Here is a 14,256-nt window from a genome sequence, read left to right as displayed (position 1 = left end):
GGGCCGGTTGGAGGACTGCCGGTTGGCTTCCTTGACCTTCTGCCGCATCGCTTCGCGTTCGGCGTCCGTCATGACGCGTCCGGTACGGCGTGCAGGCGCCGGGTGCGGCCCGACGGCTGAGGCTCGGCCTGCGACAGGGGCGCCGCGGTGGCCGGGACGAACCAGTGGCTGATCCGCGTCTGGGTCTCCGGGTCGGTGAACGTGACCAGCAGCTTCGGCGACTCGCCGTCCCAGGCGGGCAGCCCGGCCACGATGCGCTCAGTCGTCGCCCGCAGCCGCTCCCGCCGCTCCCGCTCCGTCACGATGCGCCGCCGTTCCGGAGGAAGGCTTCGGCGGCGCGGACCACATCGTCGGCGTCGGCGTCGGCCACGGCCGGGAGATCCGACTCGTCGTCGGACAGCTGGCCGGTGATTCGCTTCAGGTCCGGCGTCGACAGCCACACGTCGCCGACGTACCGGCCGTCCGCGAGGCGGAGGGTCACCATCCCGGCCCGGTCTCCGTCGTCCGGGGACGTGGCGATCAGTACGTGGTAGAGGGCGAAGACCAGCAGGTCCCGCTCGTCGGGGGCGGTCACGACGCTCCGCCGATCAGGTCCAGCCGGCCCGCCTTGGCGAGGACGGTACGGTAGCCGGCCATCAAGTCGACGTTGTGCGCCAGGTCATCGGCGTCCAGGTCCGACATGCTGCCGGTCCTCGCGCTCACGATCAGCTCGTTGGCGCGCGCCTCGGCGTCCCGGTAGCGGGCCACGGCGACGACGGGAATGTCGGTCCGGTAGCCGCACTCGGGGTCGTCCTCGATGTCGGTGACGATCTCGACGGAGCCGACGTCGGGCACCTTCACGGTGAGGGCGATCTCGGTGGCGGTCCAGGAGCTGGAGCCGTCGGACGTGCTGCGCTCGACCTGCCGGGTCGTGACGGTGCCGCCGACCTGCTCGAACAGGTCGTTGAGCTCCATCTGCGACCACACGGTCAGGTACGTCGCGGTCTCGCCGAGGTGCCGGTTGGGCTTCCAGCCGACCGGGTAGCCGAGGGCAACGCGCACCTTCTCGACGGTCGCGGCGTCCGGGGTGGTCAGCGCCAGCTCCAGTCGGCGCAGCGCCTCGGCGGCGGCCGGGTTCAGCGGGACGGTGCCCGCCGTGTCGGCGCACGTCGGCGCCGGGATAAGCTTCTGCGTAGCCACAGGATCTCCTTGTTAGAACCTGGTGGTGAGGCCCTGGCCAGGGAGTGGAGTCCCTGAGCTGGGGCCGCTTTTTTGGTGCAGCCGGTGGAGCGACTGCTGGAGCTTCGGGCGGTGGAGCGCCGTTCGCTTCAACACCATCTTGAAGAGTTCCTGAGTCGGTGTCAACACCGTCTTGAGAACTGGCGTGTTGACTTCTACTCTGGGCCAATGACAGATGCGTTCACGGAGTCCCTGGAGGCCAAAGTCGCCGAAGTTGCAGCCATCGACGACCTGCTCGCCAGGGGCCGCGCCGCCCTTGAAGCACGTCAGGCGCTGGCGGCTAGCGACCAGGCCCTCTATGCGATCCAGCGAGCCGCCGTGCAGGGGCTCTATCCGGGTCGCACGTGGGCGCAAGTAGGCGACCTGTTCGGGCGGAGCCACGCCTGGGCGGAAGCGATCGCGCGGGGCCGGAGTTCGAAGCGGCGGAAGAGTGAGCATGCCGTCCAGCCAACGCCCAACGCGCGCACGGCAGAAGGCCACGCCGAGGACACCAGCACGCCATAACAGCCCTGCCCTGACATGGCGGTGACACCGGCCTGTCGCCGCCCCGCCAGACCCGAGCGCCACGAGCACGGGAGCCGTCACGATGGACGTTGTAGAGACCTGGACCGGCCGGTCGGCCTGCCTCTTGCAGCAGGCGATGCGGATGACGAACGAGGCGTTCGCCGAACACCTCGGGATCAGCGAACGGACCATCAGCCGGTGGCACGCCAGCCCCGACATGGTTCACCGGACCGAGGTGCAGCAGATCTTGGACATCGCTCACAGGGAGGCGAAGGACGACGTGAGACACCGCTTCGCTCTCCTACTGCGCCCCCCGGCACCTCGCATTGAGGCGCAGGCGTTGCGGGTGGCGATAGCGGTCGTGGTCCGCGGCGACGACATCCTGCTGGTGTGCCGGCGCGGTGACGGCGAGCTTCGCTGGCAGTTCCCCGCAGGCATGGTCAAACCTGGGGCGGACCCGTCGACGGTGGCGGTGCAGGAGACGCACGGCGAGACCGGCGTGCACTGCACCATCCGCGAGCAGCTCGGCGAACGCGTCCACCCCGTCACAGGTGTGGTGGCCTCGTACTACCTAGCGGACCATCTGGCAGGCGACGCGTCGAACCGGGACCCGCTCGAGAACGTCGACGTCACCTGGGTGCCGCGCACCGCCCTGACCCGCTTCATCCCCGCAGACCAGATCTTCCCGCCCATCCTCAGCGCCCTGGAGGCGACCGTATGACCACCGAGACCAAGAAGCCCGGCATCTCCGCAGCGATCATTGTCGATGAGGGGCGCGTCTTGATGGTGCGCCGCCGCGTCGGCGAGGGGGATCTCCTCTGGCAGTTCCCGGCCGGCGCCATCGAGGACGGCGAGGCCGCCGCGGAGGCAGCGGTCCGGGAGACCGCGGAGGAGACCGGGCTGGTTGTGACGTCGGACCGGCAGATCGGCTACCTGGAGTCGCACCCGAAGTCGGGTCGCGAGATGTTCTACACCGCGTGCACGCCCGTCCAGGGTGAGGCCCGGGTGGCCGACGAGGACGAGTTGGACGCGGTCGCCTGGGTCGCCCACTCGAAGATCAAGGAGTACGTGCCCTACGGCCTGTACGGGCCGGTTCAGGAGTACCTCGACGAGGTGCTGCCGCACTGACGTGCACATCGGTGCACATCGTTTGACTTGATCAAGAGGGCGGCGAAAACTTCTCTCCATGAACGCGAACGGCCGGGCGGTGGCGACCGCCCGGCCAGTTCGACCAGCGAGTGGCGACTCGCTGACCTGTAACCCCGACCCCGTCAAGGATGGAGCTCTCCATGAAGAGTAGCGGCACCACGTCGTTAGCGCCCGCCCCTTTGTCGACAGATCACCTCCTCAACGCCCCACTCCCCCAGCTCTTGGCCGAGCACGGCGTGGAGGTGGTGGAGATCGAGGCGGAGCCCCGTTTCACGGGTGGCACGTTCCAGCGCCCGGACGGCTCCCTACTGTTCGTGCGGCCGGCGGGCCGGCCAGTGGCGGAGTGGGAGATTACGGCGCGGGCCCTGCTGGGGCGGGCGTTGCGTGTGGCGTTGCCGCCGCTGCCGGCGCCGTTCGAGGTGACGGAGGTTCCGGCGCCCCGCGGCTGAGCAGACGACGAGGCCCCCGCCCGGATCGGGCGGGGACCTCGTCGTGATCAGCGCTTGCCGAGCCACCTGCGAACAGCCATCCGGTCGACGCCTGCTTGGTGTGCGAACCCGGCCTCCGTGGCGTCGCCGTTGCCGATGCGGGTGACACCGATCTGCCGCAGGGCAACGAGAGCCTTCCGCTCGGCTGCGCGAGCTCGGGCGCGCTCCTGGGCCAACTCGGCAATGAGGTCCTCCGGGGCCTCGACTATCAGGCGGTACGCAGCGGTGAGCGCAGATTCACGGTCGTCGCGGTCGTCTTCGTCCGGGTACTGCTCTTCAATCTCGTGGGCGGCCTGCAAGAGTTCAACGATCTGCTCGTCACTGAGGTCGTGGTCGTCGCCGAGCCACGCTTCAAGTTCGTACTGCTGCATGGGTCAGTCCTCCAGAGAGTCGCAGGCGTAGCAGTCGCAGGCGTAAGGGGCGACAGTGGGGCCGCCGACGGCCTCGGCGAACGCGTTGCCCTCGGGGCTGCGGTGGGCAGCGGGGGCATGGCAGACGTTCATCTGGTCGGTGGCCGCCTCGTAGAGGGCGCGGGCGTGGCCCTCGCCGCGGTGGTCTTCGTCGACCCAGATGTTCATGATCTCGTGGCGGTCGGTGGAGACGTAGAGTTCGGCGATGAGCTGGCCGTCGGCGTCGCGGGTCTCCCAGATGTGGTTGCTGCTGCCGTCGCCGTAGTAGTCGCCGGTGCGGGTGGTGATCGTCAGCATGTTGGTCCCCTCCGGAGCGACCCCCGCTCCATCTGTAGACCAGACTACACACGAACTGTAGTCCTCTCTACAGGTTCACTCTGGAGTTGCCCAGCTACTCAAGCGCTCCCCCTGCGACAGGCGAGACTCCTGCGGCTGCCGTTCTGTGGCCCGGCCCACACTGCCCGCAGCCTGCTTGCCGTACTGCCCGGTACCCCACGACCCTGCTGCCCCCACTACGCCGCATCCCGGGGGTCGCTGTGATCGCTTGCCCGTCGCCGAAGTGCTCGTCCCCGAACGTCGCCGACTTGCCGCACTACTGGCAGAGCTTGCCTGCGGAGTCGCCGTTGAAGGCGAAGTACGCGCCGCCGGCCCGGCCGAAGGTCTCGTATTGGGCGGCGCTGATCGCGATCGCCGTCGGCGTCCTGGTCCTGACGGAGGGCGCGATCTTGCTCGGCCTGCTGATCGCCGCGGGTGGGGCGGGCTGGGGTGCGGTCGTGTACAAGGCGGTGCAGTGGGCGGAGGCGCAGCGGGCCACCTGGGAGCAGTCGCACGTCTGCCTCGCCTGCACCGGCACGTTCTGACCGCATGCCGGTTATACGCTGCGTTAACAGTCGTCCGGTGATCTTGCAGAGATAGTTACGCCCGGGATGTAACGAACTCTGCACCAGAGCGCCGCCGACTACGGAGCGCAACGAAAGCCCCGCCACCCGGATTTGAGCGGCGGGGCTTCTGTGCCGCTGGTCGGGCTGGGTTTACGGCTCTACCGCGGGCATTTCAATGGCGATGATGCTGCTGTCCCGCAGGGCGATCTCGCCGCCGGCCTTGAGCATGAATGTGACCCACTCCTTCTCGCTGCCGCTGCTAGCGGGGTCCAGTCGTTGGAGGTGGTCGGCAAGGCTGAAACCGCCGGTGAGTACGTCGACGGCGTGTGGGTGGCTGCCGACGGCGTAACGGACGGTCATGATGTTGGTGAAGGATGCGATGGCGTCTAGGGCGGCGGTGTTGCTGTGGTTCTTGATGGTCTTCTCCGTGTTCTAGCGGTCAGCCATTGAGGTTGGGCGGTTCGGTCCAGTAGTTGTCGTCGGCCTGGTTGATGCCTTCGCAGTGACAGTGCGGAGCGGTCGGGTTGTCGTACTGCGGGCACTCCTCGTAGTGCTCGGCGAGGGTACGGGCTTCCTCGGCGGTCAGCTCTGGCTCGTCCGTGTCCCCTTGGCGGCGCCCCGGGCAGTGGACGGGGACCATGCCGGGCTGCGGCTCCCAGTCGTGCGGCGGATGCGGCTGGCGGGTCCGAGCCCAGTTGCAGGGCAGGCTGGTCGGGAGGTCGGTCATGCGGCACTCCTGGGCTGGTCGGGCTGGATGGCGAGTTGCAGGTTCATGCCGCAGAGACCGAGGATGCCTTCGGCCCAGGTGAGGGTGAGGTGGGCGCGGCCGGTGAGCATGTGGCTGAGGTGCTTGGTGGACACGCCCAACTGGCGGGCGATCTCGGCTTGGGAGATGCGGGCGTCGGTGAGGGCCTGGCGGACCAAGGCGCGCAGCCGGTCGTCGGCGGGCAGGTCGGTCATGCTGCACGCTCCTGTTTGGCGGGTGGGATGAGTCCGCGGCGGCGGGCTTCGGCGACGGCTGCGGCGCGGCGTTCGGCTCGCGGGTGCTGGTGGACGCCGAGGCGGAGGTAGGCGCCGGAGAGGCTGGATGAGATCTGTTCTCGCGTGGTGCCGAGGCGGGCGGCGACGACGGCGAGGCTGGCTCCGTCGGCGGCGGTGTCGAGCACCAGGGCTTGCCTGGGGGTGAGCGGTTGTCGTGGGGGGCCTGGGCGCCGCTTGGCGCGGCCGGGGAGGATTCCTTGCTGGACTGCGAGGAAGACGGCATGCGGGGCATTGAGGGCTCCGAGGCGCATCATCATGCGACTCGCGGCACCCTTCGCCCCACCGACGCCGAGGGACAACTGTTCGGCGATCTCCTCGTAGGTGAAGCCGTTGGCCAGCAGCTTCAGTACCTCGAGTTCACGAGCCGGCATCTCGGTCACGGCTGCCTCCGTCCCGCAGGCCGCCCGCCGATTCCGGCCTTCAACTGCCCGCTGGGTGTGAGGTGTCCGTCGGCGGTGGCGAGCATGATCAGCGCGCGTTCGAGGACGGCGGCGGGGTTCTGGCCGGGGTAGCAGCGGCGGAGGATCTGCCACACCCGGGCCGACGGCAGGACAGGCGGCAGCGGGCGGCCGGTCATCGCCCGTCCTCGGGCTGGCCGCACGTGTCCTCGTGCTCGGCGAGGGTGTGGTGCGGGGTGCTCGGGGGCTGGCGGTCTCCGCAGCGTCCGCACTCCCACAGTGGGATGCCGTTGACGTAGATCGAGCGGTAGCGGGCGCGCCGCCTCGGGCGGGTGCGTTCGGTCATGGTGCTGGCCTTTCTCGGGCCGCCGCCCCGGGTGTGGGGCGGCGGCTGGCGGGGTGGGTTCAGGCGGTGCCGACGTAGCGGTAGCCGGTGCTGGTGGGGCGGAAGCGGTCGAGACGGATGCGGGACTGGCGTACTCCGGGCAGGGGGACGGGGTGGCCGTCGGCGGTAAGCGCGACCTGACGAACTCTTGCGTGGGTGTCGTCGATCCACTCGATGAGCAACCGCCTTCCATCGCTGCGCGGGTCGTTGTCCTGCCAGATCTGGCCGACGGCGGGGGTGGGAGTTTCGGCGGTCATCGGGTTCCTTTCGGTGAGGTGGTCGGTGGCGAGCGCTATGTCGGTGATGGTGTGCAGCTGGATGGCGGTGAGGCCTTGGCCGCGGAGGTCGCGGAGCCGGGGATCGTCGGGGGTGGTGTCGTCGAGTTCCGGGTCGGTCCACAGCGGGTCGCAGAACGGGAGCGGGTCCGCGGTCACGGCGCGGTGCCGTTGATGGTGCGGGCCACGGCGAGGGCGTGAGCGTGGGCGGGCTCTCCGCACCAGCCGCAGGGCTCGCGTTCTGCCCACAGGTGGGCGTCGCGGGCCAAGTTGGCCTCGTGGTCCAGTCACTCGGCGGCCGGATCGGCGACGCGTGCGTAGAGTCCGCGCAGCTTGGGGGCCACTTGGCGCAGTTTCTCGGCGGCGGTGCGGAGTTCGTCTGCGGAGGTCATGTCGTCTCCTGATGATCGAAAGGCTTCTACGGCCCCTGAGGGCCGTTGGGAGGGGTTCCGGCGACGCGAGAGTCGCCGGGCGAGTGCGGGGCGCTGAGACGGGCACACAGCGCCCCGCACGGCCGTCACACGGGCGGCGCCTCCTCCCCGCCCTCCACCCGGTCCCGGGCGTCGAGGTAGGCGAGCGCCTCCCGCCAATCCGTCGGCATAGCCCCCGACGGCCGCGTCTCGGCCGGGCTTTGCCCGGCGGGAGGCTGGCGGCGGGACAGGACGTCGAGAGCGGCGGCACGGCGGGCAGCGAGGCTCACGACGGCGCCCCGTCCTGCCGCACCCCGGCGGCGGCCCCGGTGCAGGTGACCTTGTCGGGATCGCGGGTGACGCGCTCGCCGACGAACTCGCAGGGCGGGCGCCCGCAGCAGGCGCTGACACCGTTGGAGCCGGGCAGCGGGATCGCGTGCATCGTCACGACGGGTTCAGCAGGCGGCGCGTCCTCCCGCTTCGGCTCGAAGGGCTCACCCGGGGCGGGGCGCAGCCAGCCGGTACGGGCGAGCTGGACCAGGGCGTGCGCGAGGAAGTTGCGGCCCTGCGGCGACCGGGCCCAGGTGTCCAGGCGGTTGGCGCCGATCTCGGCGGCCTCCAGCGTTCCGGCGGGAAGACCTGCGTCGGCGGGCGGGTGCGTCTCGGTGGCTGCCGTCTCGTCGGCCATGCGGCGCAGCCCGGCGACCACGTCGCGGACTACCTCGTGCCGCAGTCGGGCTTCCTCGTCCAGCTCGCCGTGCTCGCGGTCGTAGGCCTCGTTCTGGTCGGTGAGCTTGGCGTACTGGTCGGCGGCTTCGCGGAGGACGGTGGCCCGGTCGACGGGCGCGGGCAGCACGGCCAGCGGTCGGTTCCACACGGCCTCGCACGCGCTGTGCACCTCAGTCCAGAGCCCTCGCCGCTCCGGGCCGTGCTCGGGCATCTCGGCCCATTCGCGGCGCATCCGGTCGATGCTGTGGACGAGGAGCCGGACCTCACGGGGCAGGCCGCGGAGCTCGACAGGCTCGCCCTGTCCGTCGGTGATGCGGTCGCGGAGCGCGGTCTGGTCGGCGGGCGGCAGCGGGGCACCCGCCTCGTCCGGGTCGACGTCGTCCTCGTTCCGCGTGGGATCGATCTGGTTGGCCGCGTCACGGCACGGCCGGTACTTCCACGGCTCCAGCACGCCGTGCTCCTTCAGCTGCCGCGTCTCCTCGCGGATCTCGGCGGCCAGCTCCCGCGCGTGCAGGCACAGGACGCCGTCGATCACGTCCTCGGGCAGGCCGTACCGGTACAGCAGGGCGCGGGCGGTCTCGGTGGTCTGGTCGGTCATCGGGTTCCTCCAGGACAGGACGGGATGGAAAACTCGGGGCCAGGCCCGGGGCGATAGGCGCGCCCCGGGCCGTCGGCTTGCTACTCGTCGCGCATCTCGATCGCCGTGTCGATGCCCTCCCAGTTGTCGACGCCCGCGGCCTCCAGGCAGCGGAGCCAGTCGACGTCCTCGGCGGACTTCGCTAGCTCGACCTGGAGGCGGCGGACTTCGGCGAGCAGCGCGGGCACGCCCTCGGCGACGGCGCGGACGTCGTCGGACTGCTCGGCGTACTCGCTGAGACGCGGCAGGGCGCGCTCGATGTTGGTGAGCTGCTGGTCGGTGAGGCGGTCGGTCATCGGGTTTCTCCTGGGGTTGGGCCGCGTGTGCGGCGGGGGTTTCGACACCACCGGTCCTCCTACGCAGAGGCGGCAGACTCGGGCAGCGGCACGTCCTCGACAGAGCTGCCGTAATCGGCCACGACGACTGCGAGTTCGTCAGCCAGCCACGCCTTGTAGTCAGCGGCCGTGTACAGACCCGCCTCAGTCCAGGCCCGCTTGACCTTGGCGATCTCGGCGGTCCGCCATCCGCGCCTGAACGGACGAGGCAGCAGTTCGCCACAGGACCACGAGTCGCCGCAGCCGCAGCAAGTGATGGTCGGGCCGTAGTACGGGCCGTGATCGCGACCAGCCATTCGCCGCTTCTGCCTGCAGGTCGGACAGTCGAGGACGCGTCGAATCGGGAACGACGGCGGTCGACAGATGATCGGGGCACTCACGTGGTTCCTCCGGGGCAGTTGCGGGTGGGGTGGGATTGCCGCATCGATCGGGCGGCGGCATGGGCCGGGCAGTCCGGGCGGATCAGGTCCGCCAGGACCAGGCCGCACGCCGCCTTCGGGCAGGGGCAGCCGGTTTCGGGGCGGGAGCCGGTGAAGTCGCGGCCGACGTGGTCGCCGGCCCACAGGTGGGTGGTCGCCATCAGGCAGCCTCCGCGAATCCGGCGATGCCCTCGTGCCGGGAGAGCTCCTCGCCGGTGATCGCTTCGACGAGGGCGCAGACGAGGACTTCGGACATGTTGGGCGGGACTGCGTTGCCGTACTGCTTCACGCGCTCACGCTTCGAACCGAGAACGATGTACTCGTCGGCAAAGCTCATCGCGCGACCGATCTCGTGGGGCTCCAACATCCTGAACAGGACGTCCTCGATGTCGACCGCGCCATCGATCACGGCTATCCGCGGGTCCGGGTGCACCAGACCGTGGTGGTTCCCGGAGGCGGTGACCGTAGCGAGGGCCTCGGTCACGGGCCGGGCCACGCTGCCGCCGCCGCGGAGTTCGGCGATGAACGGCAGCCACGCCAGGCCCGTTTCGTTCCGGGCGGTCTGGGTACGCAGCGGGGCCAGCGCCGTGTTCGCCTCCTTTCCGTCCCGGCCTTCGACGGGCACCATCAGCGGCGGCACCTGAAGGCGCCGCCCGTCGAGCGGGTGAGCGAACCGGGCAATGCCGGCCCGGATGCGTGCGAGGGTCTTTTCGGCAAGCGGGCGGGCCCGGTCGCCGATGCGCTGACCAGGCAGGGACCAGTCGATACAGGCGGCTGCGGGCAGCGTCTCGGGCTCGAGGAGGCTGTTCCGGCAGCTGATGTTGGGGCAGCGGTACACGTACTGCTGCCGGTAGCGGCCCATGTCGCGGCCGTACTTCTTGAACACCTGGAGGGCGTCGACGTGCTGGCCGCACGTCTCGCACCAGGCACGCGGTCGCAGCCACTTGTTCCAGTCCGGGGTGCGGCCCAGCGAGCGGTGCCAGTAGCCGACGAACAGGCGGTCGCGGGACTGCGGTGCCCGGTGCACGCTGCGCGGCCGGGCATGCATGGCGTTCAGGGCGATGACGCGGGTGTCGTAGCCGAGCTTGTGGATCTCTCCGAGCCAGCGGTCCCACTGGTCCCAGTTGCGGACGTCCACAACGTTCTCGACGATGCCAGCCTTGACAAGGCCGCCGCGCTCCTGCACGCCGCGCAGGTACAGCGGGACTTCCTCCATGAGCGCCCGGGACTCTTCCTCCGCGGTCGGCGGTTCCTCGTCGCGCTCCTCGAGGAGGGAGAACAGGTCGTACTGCATCGTCTTGTCGAAGTCGCGCTGCTTGCCCTTGGCGACCGACCAGTTGGTGCATTCGGGGCTGGCCCAGAACAGGTCGCAGACGGGCCAGTCCCAGACGGGCGCCTTGCGGATGTCGCCCTGGTAGTGGTCGGTGTCGGGGAAGTTCGCGGCGTGGGATTCGATGGCCCGCTTCCAGTGGTTGGCGGCGCGGGTGACGCGGACACCGGGGACAGCGTCGACGCCCTGACTGCTGCCGCCGGCGCCGCAGAACCAGTCCATGACAGTGAGCGTGTCGTTGTCGTGGCGGTACATCAGGCGGCGTCCTTCCGGTGAGTCGTGGTGCTGGTGGGGTTGTGGCTGCAGCGGGCGCAGGTGCAGGCGTCCGGCGGCGGCGTCGGGCCCGAGGCGGCGGTGCCGAGGGGCCAGCCGCCGGTGTGGGCGATGCGGTAGCCGGCCGCCGGAACCGCGGTGAGGGCGGGCTTGGGCTTGGCGGTGGGCCTTTCGGCCTGGCTGGTGAGGTATTTGAGGTAGTCGCGGAGGCTGCCGTCGGCGCGCATTGCCGCGATGTCTTCGGGGGTGGGCTGGGTCGTCATCACGTACCTGCCATGTCGATCATGCGAGCGAAGTGGAGTTGCGCGGCGACGGTGATCGTCGCGGTGGGTCCGCCGCGGTGCTTGCCGACGATCAGGTCGGCTTCGCCGGCCCGCGGGGATTCCTTCTCGTAGGCGTCCTCGCGGTGGAGGAGGAGCACGATGTCGGCGTCCTGCTCGATCGCCCCCGACTCGCGGAGGTCGGACACCATCGGCCGCTTCTCCTGCCGCTGCTCGGGGCCACGGTTGAGCTGACACAGGACGATCACGGTGATCCCGAAGTCCTTCGCGATGAGCTTCAGGTTCCGGGAGATCTCGGCGACGGCCTGCTGCCTCGATTCGGCGCGCGGCGCCTGCATCAGCTGCAGGTAGTCGACGATGGCCAGGCGGAGGCCCTGGGTGCGGACGAGGTTGCGGATCCGGCCCCGCAGCATCGGCAGCGACAGGGTCGCCGCATCGTTGATCCACAGGGGGGCCGCAGCAATCGCGGGAGCGTGCCGGGCGGCGCGCGCCATGTCCTCGTCGGAGACGATGCCCTGCTTCAGGTGGTGCAGCGGGATGCGGGCCTCTGCGCACAGGATCCGGTCGGACAGTTCGTCCTTGCCCATCTCCAGCGACTCGAACAAGGACGGGATCTTGTTCTTGATGGCGGCGCCGCGGGCGAAGTCTGCGGCGATCGTGGACTTGCCCATGGCGGGCCGGGCACCGACGACGACGAGCTGGCCGGGCGCCCACCCGCCGGACAGCAGCGCATCGAGGTCCATGAAGCCGGTGGGGATGCGCTGTTCGTTGGTGGGCGGGGTGGTGGCCCGCTCCAGGCTGTCGAGGAGCAGGTCGCCGATGGGGGCCATGTCGGCGTCGTCAGCGACCCGGACGACGCCGTCGAGGTCGGACTGGATGGCGGCGACGTCCGTGTCCTCGTCGAATGCCAGGGAGGCGCCCTTGAGCATGGCGTCGTAGCCGAGGGCGACGAGCCGGGCGGCGATCGCCTTCTTCTCGATCCGCTTCGCATACCAGGCGGCGGCGCCCGGGTGCGACTGCTGGTACAGGTCCAGCAACTGCTCGACAGCCGGGGGCCGGGTCGGCATGCGGCCCTCGGCATGCCACGTCTCCAGCAGCCGGTGCACGGCAAGGTGCTTGAGCTCCCCGTCGCGGAACTGGCCCTGGAGTTCTTCCACGGCCCACCACGTCCACCGGTAGGCGTCGGTGGTGATGTCGGCGGGGTCGAAGCCTTCGGCGCCGAGTTCGTCGACGACGTTCGGCTGCTGCATGGCAGTGGCCACGAGGACGCGCTCAGCTTCGACGTCCCGGGGCCGCTCCGGAGGCCGCGGGCCGGGATCGACCACGGCCTCGTCGGGTGCCCACAGTTCGGTGTCGGTCGTCACGCGGCTTCCTCTTCATCGTTGATCACGGGCTGGCCAGAGCGGCACGCCCAGGGAGAGCAGCCGTCGGGGTCGCCCTGTTCGGCAAGTTCGGCCTCGTAGGCGGCATCGAAGATCGTGTCCATCTGCCACTCGGAGCGGCGGATCTTGTCGATGGGTGCCTCGTCAAGGGGCTTGCGGGAGATGTGCAGGAACCTTTGGTGGCGCAGGCCGGGCCCGGTCCGGTACGCCTTGTCGAAGCGGATGGCCTCCTGCCACGACTGGGGGTCGGTGTCCCGCATACGGCGCCACTCGGCGTTGCCATGGAACGGGCAACCGATGCAGGCGGACTTCTCCACCGACGTCCAGCCGTGGTGCTTCAGGTAGGCGTCGCACTGGGTGCGCGACATGCTCAGTTCCAGGAGCGGATGCCGGGACTTCGAGTAGCGCGTGTCGCCGCGGTCGGAGACGCGACCGATCTCGTCGGTGGAGAAGCCGATCCACTGCTCAGCCCAGGCGCCAGCCGGGGGCTGGTTGACGCGGGCGAGGGTGCCGGTGCCGTCACAGACAGAGCATGGGCCAGACGTCATGTCGTTGCGCTTGGCCCGCCACGGGGCGATCCGCGTGCCGGTGCCGTCGCAGTACCGGCACGGTGCCGGGTCCGACGTCGACGCACCGAGCAGCAGCCGGGTCTGCCGCAGAATTGGCGTGAGCTTGTACGTCTGCGTGCAGCGCCGGTTCAGCATGCCGTCCTCGCCCGTTTCGGGGTCCCGAGTGTGTGCGGGCAGGGAGCGCTGCTTGTCGGGGTCGAGGACGTCGTCCTGGATACGGCCGGTCGATACCCGGTAGATCGGGATCCCGGCAGGCTTGGCAATCTCCTCTTCCAACTTGTCGAGGTGCTCGTACACGGCGGCGGGCTCCCAGCCGGTGTCAGCAAAGATCGCGCCGTCCAGGCCAGGGAGGCGTCCTTCGGCGGCGAGCAGCAGCAGGGTGGTGGACTGGACGCCAGCACCGAGGGACAGCAGGCGCAGGGTAGGTCCGCTCATCACGCGGCCCTCCGGCGGTCGGTGCCCTTGACGACGACGCGCTGGCACATCTCCCGCAGCCGGGAGGTGACCCGGTCGCCGAGGCGGTCGCGGAGCTTGTCGGCGTCGGCGTTCGACGTGAACAGGGTCGGCAGCTGCCGCTCGTACCGGTGGTTGATCAGCCGGAAGTTGACTTCTTCCGTGAACTCGGACGGCTTCCCGCCAGCCCCGAGGTCGTCGACGAGGAGCAGCGGGGCGTCGCGGTAGGTGCGGAACTCGGCCTCCGAGTCGATGCCGTGCCGGGGACGCAGGGCGGCGTACAGGTCGGCGGCCGTGGTCACGTGCCACTGGGCGCGGACCCCGGTGACGGCCAGCTCCCGCATCGCCCCGTAGGACTCGTAGGTCTTGCCGGTGCCGACGCGGCCGAGGAGGAGCAGCGAGGGGCCGTGCAGCACGGTGGCCATCGGAGCGTTGCGGGCCGCCTGGGCTTCCTTCGCCGCACCGACCAGGACGTCGATCCACTGCCGCAGCTCGGGCAGCGTGGGCGCCGCGGACCGGTAGTGGAACGGAACGAGGGCGGCGACCTCGCTGTAGGTGTGGCGGGCGACGTTCTGCGGGCTGTGCGGGTCGAAGTCGTTGACCTCCAGCCAGTCCGCGGGGAGGCCGCGGGCGGCCAGCAGCGGAGCGAGGTCGTGGCCTCGCAGGTTGTTCGGCGGGATGTACTGCAT

27 protein-coding genes are annotated in these 14,256 nt (G+C 70.1%); 5 read left to right on the top strand and 22 right to left on the bottom strand.

Features of this window, described 5'->3' with window-relative positions; translation table 11 throughout:
• Positions 1 to 68: 68 nt before the first annotated feature.
• From Sru02f_RS12655 to Sru02f_RS12645, 3 genes are read right to left on the bottom strand one after another with little or no spacing between them, the layout of a single operon-like run.
• Complete coding sequence (locus tag Sru02f_RS12655) at positions 69 to 302, bottom strand: hypothetical protein (protein WP_109030108.1); 234 nt, start codon at positions 300 to 302, stop codon at positions 69 to 71.
• Complete coding sequence (locus Sru02f_RS12650) at positions 299 to 574, bottom strand: hypothetical protein (protein ID WP_109030107.1); 276 nt, start codon at positions 572 to 574, stop codon at positions 299 to 301. The genes Sru02f_RS12655 and Sru02f_RS12650 overlap by 4 nt, the downstream gene beginning before the upstream one ends.
• Positions 571 to 1,179, bottom strand: coding sequence for a hypothetical protein (locus Sru02f_RS12645; protein WP_109030106.1), 609 nt, complete (start codon positions 1,177 to 1,179; stop codon positions 571 to 573). The genes Sru02f_RS12650 and Sru02f_RS12645 overlap by 4 nt, the downstream gene beginning before the upstream one ends.
• Positions 1,180 to 1,263: 84 nt before the next feature.
• On the opposite strand from Sru02f_RS12645, the gene Sru02f_RS12640 reads away from it, so the two are divergent.
• The 4 genes from Sru02f_RS12640 (at position 1,264) to Sru02f_RS12625 (ending at position 3,320) form a co-directional block, all read left to right on the top strand.
• The gene (locus Sru02f_RS12640) at positions 1,264 to 1,722 is read left to right on the top strand and encodes a hypothetical protein (protein ID WP_159107492.1); all 459 of its coding nucleotides are present in this window, start codon (positions 1,264 to 1,266) and stop codon (positions 1,720 to 1,722) included.
• A gap of 82 nt (positions 1,723 to 1,804) precedes the next feature.
• Complete coding sequence (locus Sru02f_RS12635) at positions 1,805 to 2,443, top strand: NUDIX domain-containing protein (protein ID WP_109030104.1); 639 nt, start codon at positions 1,805 to 1,807, stop codon at positions 2,441 to 2,443.
• Entirely contained in the window at positions 2,440 to 2,850 is a 411-nt protein-coding gene (locus Sru02f_RS12630; RefSeq protein WP_109030103.1) for an NUDIX hydrolase, read from the top strand. The genes Sru02f_RS12635 and Sru02f_RS12630 overlap by 4 nt, the downstream gene beginning before the upstream one ends.
• Positions 2,851 to 3,011: 161 nt before the next feature.
• On the top strand, positions 3,012 to 3,320 hold the full coding sequence (locus Sru02f_RS12625; RefSeq protein ID WP_109030102.1) for a hypothetical protein: 309 nt from the start codon (positions 3,012 to 3,014) through the stop codon (positions 3,318 to 3,320).
• A 47-nt stretch (positions 3,321 to 3,367) separates the two neighbouring features.
• On the opposite strand, the gene Sru02f_RS12620 is transcribed toward Sru02f_RS12625, so the two are convergent.
• Positions 3,368 to 3,730 carry a hypothetical protein gene (locus tag Sru02f_RS12620; protein WP_109030101.1) on the bottom strand — a complete coding sequence of 121 codons (363 nt, stop codon included), beginning with the start codon at positions 3,728 to 3,730 and terminating at the stop codon, positions 3,368 to 3,370.
• A 3-nt stretch (positions 3,731 to 3,733) separates the two neighbouring features.
• Complete coding sequence (locus Sru02f_RS12615) at positions 3,734 to 4,066, bottom strand: GNAT family N-acetyltransferase (RefSeq protein ID WP_109030100.1); 333 nt, start codon at positions 4,064 to 4,066, stop codon at positions 3,734 to 3,736.
• Positions 4,067 to 4,392: 326 nt separating this feature from the next.
• Between Sru02f_RS12615 and Sru02f_RS12610 the strand changes: the two genes are divergently transcribed.
• Positions 4,393 to 4,629 (top strand): hypothetical protein, encoded by a 237-nt coding sequence (locus Sru02f_RS12610; protein ID WP_109030099.1) that lies wholly within the window; start codon positions 4,393 to 4,395, stop codon positions 4,627 to 4,629.
• 171 nt (positions 4,630 to 4,800) lie between these two features.
• Here Sru02f_RS12610 and Sru02f_RS12605 read toward each other — a convergent pair whose 3' ends face one another.
• From Sru02f_RS12605 to Sru02f_RS12525, 17 genes are all read right to left on the bottom strand, one after another.
• Positions 4,801 to 5,010 carry a hypothetical protein gene (locus Sru02f_RS12605; RefSeq protein ID WP_109030098.1) on the bottom strand — a complete coding sequence of 70 codons (210 nt, stop codon included), beginning with the start codon at positions 5,008 to 5,010 and terminating at the stop codon, positions 4,801 to 4,803.
• Between the two features lie 79 nt (positions 5,011 to 5,089).
• Positions 5,090 to 5,377: a hypothetical protein gene (locus Sru02f_RS12600; protein ID WP_109030097.1), complete on the bottom strand. Its 288-nt coding sequence runs from the start codon at positions 5,375 to 5,377 to the stop codon at positions 5,090 to 5,092.
• Entirely contained in the window at positions 5,374 to 5,610 is a 237-nt protein-coding gene (locus tag Sru02f_RS12595; protein ID WP_109030096.1) for a helix-turn-helix domain-containing protein, read from the bottom strand. Before Sru02f_RS12595 ends, Sru02f_RS12600 begins: the two co-directional genes overlap by 4 nt.
• Positions 5,607 to 6,062 (bottom strand): LuxR C-terminal-related transcriptional regulator, encoded by a 456-nt coding sequence (locus Sru02f_RS12590; protein WP_244941818.1) that lies wholly within the window; start codon positions 6,060 to 6,062, stop codon positions 5,607 to 5,609. The genes Sru02f_RS12595 and Sru02f_RS12590 overlap by 4 nt, the downstream gene beginning before the upstream one ends.
• Positions 6,063 to 6,067: 5 nt before the next feature.
• Positions 6,068 to 6,268 carry a hypothetical protein gene (locus tag Sru02f_RS12585; RefSeq protein ID WP_109030094.1) on the bottom strand — a complete coding sequence of 67 codons (201 nt, stop codon included), beginning with the start codon at positions 6,266 to 6,268 and terminating at the stop codon, positions 6,068 to 6,070.
• Positions 6,265 to 6,435, bottom strand: coding sequence for a hypothetical protein (locus tag Sru02f_RS12580; protein ID WP_159107491.1), 171 nt, complete (start codon positions 6,433 to 6,435; stop codon positions 6,265 to 6,267). The genes Sru02f_RS12585 and Sru02f_RS12580 overlap by 4 nt, the downstream gene beginning before the upstream one ends.
• 59 nt (positions 6,436 to 6,494) lie before the next feature.
• Positions 6,495 to 6,908: a hypothetical protein gene (locus Sru02f_RS12575; RefSeq protein WP_109030093.1), complete on the bottom strand. Its 414-nt coding sequence runs from the start codon at positions 6,906 to 6,908 to the stop codon at positions 6,495 to 6,497.
• 358 nt (positions 6,909 to 7,266) lie between these two features.
• Positions 7,267 to 7,449 carry a hypothetical protein gene (locus Sru02f_RS12570; RefSeq protein ID WP_109030092.1) on the bottom strand — a complete coding sequence of 61 codons (183 nt, stop codon included), beginning with the start codon at positions 7,447 to 7,449 and terminating at the stop codon, positions 7,267 to 7,269.
• Positions 7,446 to 8,486 carry a hypothetical protein gene (locus tag Sru02f_RS12565; protein WP_109030091.1) on the bottom strand — a complete coding sequence of 347 codons (1,041 nt, stop codon included), beginning with the start codon at positions 8,484 to 8,486 and terminating at the stop codon, positions 7,446 to 7,448. Before Sru02f_RS12565 ends, Sru02f_RS12570 begins: the two co-directional genes overlap by 4 nt.
• An 80-nt stretch (positions 8,487 to 8,566) precedes the next feature.
• Positions 8,567 to 8,821 carry a hypothetical protein gene (locus tag Sru02f_RS12560; protein ID WP_109030090.1) on the bottom strand — a complete coding sequence of 85 codons (255 nt, stop codon included), beginning with the start codon at positions 8,819 to 8,821 and terminating at the stop codon, positions 8,567 to 8,569.
• Between the two features lie 59 nt (positions 8,822 to 8,880).
• Positions 8,881 to 9,156 carry a hypothetical protein gene (locus Sru02f_RS12555; RefSeq protein WP_109030089.1) on the bottom strand — a complete coding sequence of 92 codons (276 nt, stop codon included), beginning with the start codon at positions 9,154 to 9,156 and terminating at the stop codon, positions 8,881 to 8,883.
• Between the two features lie 80 nt (positions 9,157 to 9,236).
• Entirely contained in the window at positions 9,237 to 9,440 is a 204-nt protein-coding gene (locus Sru02f_RS12550; protein WP_109030088.1) for a hypothetical protein, read from the bottom strand.
• Entirely contained in the window at positions 9,440 to 10,864 is a 1,425-nt protein-coding gene (locus tag Sru02f_RS12545; protein ID WP_109030087.1) for a DNA cytosine methyltransferase, read from the bottom strand. Before Sru02f_RS12545 ends, Sru02f_RS12550 begins: the two co-directional genes overlap by 1 nt.
• The gene (locus Sru02f_RS12540) at positions 10,864 to 11,145 is read right to left on the bottom strand and encodes a hypothetical protein (protein ID WP_109030086.1); all 282 of its coding nucleotides are present in this window, start codon (positions 11,143 to 11,145) and stop codon (positions 10,864 to 10,866) included. The genes Sru02f_RS12545 and Sru02f_RS12540 overlap by 1 nt, the downstream gene beginning before the upstream one ends.
• Positions 11,145 to 12,527 carry a replicative DNA helicase gene (locus Sru02f_RS12535; protein WP_167469356.1) on the bottom strand — a complete coding sequence of 461 codons (1,383 nt, stop codon included), beginning with the start codon at positions 12,525 to 12,527 and terminating at the stop codon, positions 11,145 to 11,147. Before Sru02f_RS12535 ends, Sru02f_RS12540 begins: the two co-directional genes overlap by 1 nt.
• Positions 12,524 to 13,549, bottom strand: a complete 1,026-nt coding sequence (locus Sru02f_RS12530) for an adenine nucleotide alpha hydrolase family protein (RefSeq protein ID WP_218030700.1) — start codon at positions 13,547 to 13,549, stop codon at positions 12,524 to 12,526. Before Sru02f_RS12530 ends, Sru02f_RS12535 begins: the two co-directional genes overlap by 4 nt.
• Positions 13,549 to 14,256: an ATP-binding protein gene (locus Sru02f_RS12525; RefSeq protein ID WP_109030084.1), complete on the bottom strand. Its 708-nt coding sequence runs from the start codon at positions 14,254 to 14,256 to the stop codon at positions 13,549 to 13,551. Before Sru02f_RS12525 ends, Sru02f_RS12530 begins: the two co-directional genes overlap by 1 nt.

The sequence above is a fragment of the Streptomyces rubrogriseus genome, from assembly GCF_027947575.1.
GTDB lineage: Bacteria > Actinomycetota > Actinomycetes > Streptomycetales > Streptomycetaceae > Streptomyces > Streptomyces rubrogriseus.
Note: the sequence above shows the minus strand (reverse complement) of the source record. Positions and strands in the feature narration are given on the sequence as shown.